The sequence below is a fragment of the Thiogranum sp. genome, from assembly GCF_058323355.1.
The window spans coordinates 1-5,072 of the sequence record NZ_JBTTIO010000040.1; the positions used below are offsets into that span (position 1 = coordinate 1).

At 53.6% G+C, this 5,072-nt stretch carries 6 protein-coding genes; all 6 read left to right on the top strand.

The window, feature by feature from the left end; genetic code table 11:
* Positions 1 to 137 precede the first annotated feature (137 nt).
* Positions 138 to 413, top strand: coding sequence for a ComEA family DNA-binding protein (locus tag ACW81B_RS06205; protein ID WP_491579347.1), 276 nt, complete (start codon positions 138 to 140; stop codon positions 411 to 413).
* Between the two features lie 354 nt (positions 414 to 767).
* Positions 768 to 1,196 carry a type VII toxin-antitoxin system MntA family adenylyltransferase antitoxin gene (gene mntA, locus ACW81B_RS06210; RefSeq protein ID WP_491579348.1) on the top strand — a complete coding sequence of 143 codons (429 nt, stop codon included), beginning with the start codon at positions 768 to 770 and terminating at the stop codon, positions 1,194 to 1,196.
* Positions 1,189 to 1,620 (top strand): type VII toxin-antitoxin system HepT family RNase toxin, encoded by a 432-nt coding sequence (gene hepT / locus ACW81B_RS06215; RefSeq protein ID WP_491579349.1) that lies wholly within the window; start codon positions 1,189 to 1,191, stop codon positions 1,618 to 1,620. The genes mntA and hepT overlap by 8 nt, the downstream gene beginning before the upstream one ends.
* An 81-nt stretch (positions 1,621 to 1,701) precedes the next feature.
* A complete protein-coding gene (locus ACW81B_RS06220; protein ID WP_491579350.1) occupies positions 1,702 to 2,853 on the top strand; it encodes an ATP-binding protein in 1,152 nt (383 codons plus the stop codon).
* Between the two features lie 167 nt (positions 2,854 to 3,020).
* Positions 3,021 to 4,451, top strand: a complete 1,431-nt coding sequence (locus ACW81B_RS06225; protein ID WP_491579351.1) for a mannose-1-phosphate guanylyltransferase/mannose-6-phosphate isomerase — start codon at positions 3,021 to 3,023, stop codon at positions 4,449 to 4,451.
* A 9-nt stretch (positions 4,452 to 4,460) separates the two neighbouring features.
* A partial coding sequence (locus ACW81B_RS06230) for a Wzz/FepE/Etk N-terminal domain-containing protein (protein ID WP_491579352.1) occupies positions 4,461 to 5,072 on the top strand: 612 nt, incomplete at its 3' end.

Here is a 5,072-nt window from a genome sequence, read left to right on the forward strand (position 1 = left end):
AGAAAATTCCTACACCATAATCAGAAATTCCCGCTTGTACGTTTGCTGCTTTCTTGTAGCATCTGCGCCTCGCAGTGTCCTGATACTGCGCCCGGACACAGGGTGTGTCCGCTGACAAACTTCATGGAGGAAATGGCATGAATCTGAATACACTGATGGCGTCACTGCTGCTGGTACCGCTACTGGCATTCGCCAATCCCGCACGCAATATCAACACCGCTGACCCGGAAGCCCTGGTCGATGGGCTGGCGGGTGTCGGCCCGGAAAAGGCCATGGCGATAGTTCGTTACCGGCAGGCCAACGGGCCGTACAGGCAGGTGAGTGACCTGGTTCAGGTCAAGGGTATCGGAGAAAGTACCGTTGAACGGAACCGGGCCAATATCACAGTGGGTGAGCAGGCCAGCCAGCCCTGATGGCCCCGGGAGCCCTCTGACAGCCTTGAACCGGCTGCAGAGAGGCTCCTGTTTTTTCCGGAAGTAACCGGTTATGCCTCTGTCGGGTTGGTAACACAGGGATCGTGTTGTGCCAGGGCAGGGACGCAAATCGGGCGCCTTTCAGAGGCATATCCCGTTGCTTCGGGGAGCGAAATTTACGTGCTGACACGGAACTGTGTGTTTGCATGACAGCCTGGAAAAGGTCGGCGCACTTGTTGCCACACTTGCACCGGAGAAACTTGTGCAGGTGCGTGATGCAATCCGCTTTGCCCTGGATATCTGATTCCTGGCAATTGACTGGCTGCTGCGTATTGACTATTGTGGTGTAACCCGTTGAGAAAAAAGGCGCTTGCCATGGGCATACTGGCGCAACAACAAGCACTGGTTGCGAAAATCCGTTCTGAAATACCGGATGTCCTGGCGGTCTACCTGTTTGGTTCAGCGGCAACGGGTGGGCTTCGCCCGGGCAGTGATATCGATCTGGCCGTTCTATGCACCACTTCCTTACCCGCCACGCGCCTCTGGTCACTGGCGCAATCACTTGCCGTGTCGGCCGGGCGGGATGTGGACCTGATTGACCTGCAATCGGCTTCCACGGTGATGCGCGCACAGGTTGTATCGACCGGGAAAAGAGTGTTTTGTGCCAATGAGACAGTTTGTAGTGAATTCGAGGACAGGGTGTATTCAGACTATGCCCGTCTGAACGAAGAACGTCGCCACATACTGGACGATATTAGAGAACGCGGCCGTATCTATGGTTGATGATGTCCTGCTGAACAAGGTGGCCATCATTGAACGGTGCCTGACCCGGCTGGAGCAGGAGTACCGCGGTCATGAGAACGAGCTGGAAACTGACCTGACTCGCCAGGACTCCATCATATTGAACCTGCAACGCTGTTGCGAAGCAGCGATAGACCTTGCCATGCACGGAGTGCGGGTGCACAGGCTTGGGCTGCCGCAGGAAAGCCGTGAAGCATTTGCGCTGCTTCATGATGCCGGTCTGATCGATGAAGCACTGATGCAGCGGATGCAGGCCATGGTTGGGTTTCGCAATATCGCGGTACACAACTACCAGAAACTGAGTCTGGAAGTTGTCCGGTCCATTCTCAACGAGAACCTGGATGACTTCCGCCGGTTTTGTACGGCAATGTTGGACTCGGATACCCGAAAGGCGAACAATTATTGATTTTCGGGTACACCGATACAGGTTTCCGCAAATTTAATTTTAAACTTTACAAATAGTCGTCTGTATGTAAAATATGGCAGCATGATCAAACGTGCCCTCTGGCTGCATCGAATTCAACAGGCCTGGGCCCGGCGATCCATCGTTTGGTTGTCCGGCGTACGCCGGGTGGGCAAGACGACGCTGGCGCGAATGTTGCCGGACGCGGTATATATGAACTGCGATCTGCCTTCCACCCTGCGGGCGCTGGAGGATCCGGAGCTGTTCCTTGAAGCCCGGACGGCTGACAGTGTGTTGATCCTTGATGAAGTGCATCATCTCGATGACCCCAGTCGACTGCTGAAGATTGCCGCCGATGCGTACCCGCAATTGAAGGTGCTGGCCACCGGCTCTTCCACCCTGGCGGCGACCCGCAAGTTTCGCGATTCACTCACCGGGCGTAAGCAGGCGATTCATTTGTGTCCTGTGCTTTGGGAGGAGTGCCTCAATCCCTTCGGCGTGCGTGACCTGGATCGTCGCCTGTTGCACGGCGGCTTGCCAGAGTTGCTACTGGCCACGCGCAAGGATGCCACCTTTTTTAACGAATGGATCGACAGTTTCTATGCGCGTGATATTCTGGAGCTGTTCAGTATCCGCAACCGCCATGGCTTCCTCTCTTTGTTCCGGCTGTTGCTGCGCCAGAGTGGTGGACAGCTGGACTACAGTCAACTGGCGAATCTGAGCGAATTGAGTCGTCCTACGGTGAAAGCCCACATCGAAGCCATGCAGATCGCTCATGCGGTATACCTGCTGCGACCCTTTCATGGTGGCGGCAAGCGTGAGATTGTCAGTCGGCCAAAGTGCTATGCGTTCGATACCGGCTTCGTTACTTTTGAAAAAGGATGGGACACGATCCGTGACGATGACCGGGGCCTGTTATGGGAACACCTCGTGCTGGATGCAATACGCTTCCGCTTCGCCGACGAAGCCATTTTCTATTGGCAGGACAAGTCGCGCCGCGAGGTAGATTTTGTCATCCGGCGCGGGCACGATCGTATTGATGTCCTGGCGTGCAAGATCAACCCGGACAAACTTGATGCGAAGCCGGTCGAGGCGTTCCGCGAGCTGTATCCGCAAGGGGAGAATTACATTGTTAGTCCTGCAGTGAAAACGCCGTACCGTGTTCGTCGGGGCGACCTGGTGTTTACCGCATGTACAACCGGGGATCTTCCGGGGGTGGGATGTGTTGGTGATTGAACCGAAAACCGGAATGTTACCTGTGCATGAGGACGCTATTCGGACAGACGTAAGACTGTGAATAAAGCAAAGCTATTAACGATACAGGCACGCTTTCCGATTGACCGTCAAGGTGCTTTTGGGTATTGTCACGCTAATAATTTCAGGCCATAGCGTCAATTTTTGAGATGCCCAGCGTCATGCACTATTACCCGGTAATACTGTCCGGCGGGGCAGGCAGTCGACTATGGCCCGCATCCCGCGAGTTCTATCCCAAACCGATGTTGCCGATGTTCGGTGAACATACCCTGTTACAGGATACCGCAACCCGGCTTGATGCTATCGACTCGGTACAGGCCCCCCTGTTTGTGTGTAATGAGGAGCACCGTTTCCTGGTGGCCGAACAGGTTCGTGCGCTGGGTAAGGAGATAGAAGCGATACTGCTGGAGCCGGAGGGCCGGAACACGGCGCCTGCGCTGACGCTGGCTGCCCTGTACCTGACTGAAAAAGACCCTGAAGCACTCATGGTCGTCATGCCGGCGGATCACGTGATTCCTGATCAGGCCGCTTTTTCCGATGCCGTTGAGCGGGGCGCCGACCTTGCCAGCAAGGGCTTCCTGGTAACTTTTGGTGTAGTGGCTGACAAACCTGAAATCGGTTACGGCTATATTAAACGTGGCGATGAGATTGCAGGCAGTGGTTGCTTCGACGTGGATCATTTTGTTGAGAAACCGGATGCTGTTACAGCGAAATCCTACGTGGATTCCGGTGACTACTACTGGAATAGCGGCATCTTCGTGATGCGTGCAGATCATTGGCTGAAAGAGATCGGCAAATACCAGCCGGACATTCTTGCGGCCTGTCGTGTCGCCATGGAGCAGGGCAGGGCCGACGCTGATTTTCTGCGTGCCGACAAGGATGCATTCCTTGCTTCACCGTCTGACTCTATCGATTATGCCGTTATGGAAAGGACAGACCGCGCCGCCGTGATACCGCTGGAGATGCGCTGGTCCGATGTGGGCTCCTGGTCGTCAATCTGGGAGTTATCAGAACAGGACAGTGATGGTAACGTCGCCCGCGGTGATGTGCTCACGCATGAAACAAGGAACTGCCTGTTAATGGCTGACAGTCGCTGCGTTGCTACGGTTGGTCTTGATGATGTTATCGTGATCGAAACCGCCGATGCGGTGCTCGTTGCAGACAGGAACAGTTGCCAGGACGTCAAGGCTATTGTGTCCCGGCTCAAGGCAGCTGATCGAGAGGAATACCAGTTCCATAGCCGTGTCTACCGACCATGGGGTGACTACGAAAGTATCGACAGCGGATCACGTTACCAGGTCAAACGTCTGACCGTAAAACCGGGCGCCCAGCTATCATTGCAGATGCATCACCACCGTGCGGAGCACTGGATCGTGGTGTCGGGTACAGCAAAAGTAACACGTGGCGACGATGTCTTTATGTTGTCGGAAAATGAATCGACCTATATTCCGCTCGGCACCACGCACCGGCTTGAGAATCCCGGTACTATCCCGCTGGAAATCATAGAAGTACAGTCGGGGAGTTATCTTGGTGAGGATGATATTGTCCGGTTTGAGGATGTGTATAACCGTGTTGAGTGATTGTTGAGTATGGATTCGAAATTGAAACCTGAATCACAGGAGGATTTATCTAATAGGCAACCGGTGCCTGTTTATGTGGTTCCATACGCAGATAAGAATGAAGAGATCAGCCTCATGGATCTGTGGCGAGTGATTGCAGCACGTAAGAAACTTGTCCTGTTTAGTTTGTTGCTGGCGGTCATACTGGCTTCTATATATGTTTTTCTTGCTGAGCCATTGTATCGGGCTGAAGCAAATCTGTTACCGCCGCAGCAGCGGGATATCCAGTCTCTGATGATTGACTATTCTGGTAAGGGGGGGCTGAAGATAGAGCACTATACACCCGATCTTGTTTACCAGTCATTCATAAAGAATCTAAAATCAAAGGGGTTGCGCAGGGAGTATTTTGATGCTCATGATCTTGCGACACACTATTTGGGAGATAGTCCGGGTAAGAGTGTCAACATCGACCGCGTTTTTGATAGAGAATTTAACGGGAATCTTCGAGTCCAGGCTAATAAAGATGATGCTTCGTTTGTTATCGTTAACTTTGCCGACCAGGATCCTGTGCTTGCAGCAGAATGGCTCAACCAGTTTATCGAGTTTGCCAATAAACGCACTGTCCGCCAGCTCGTAAATGAT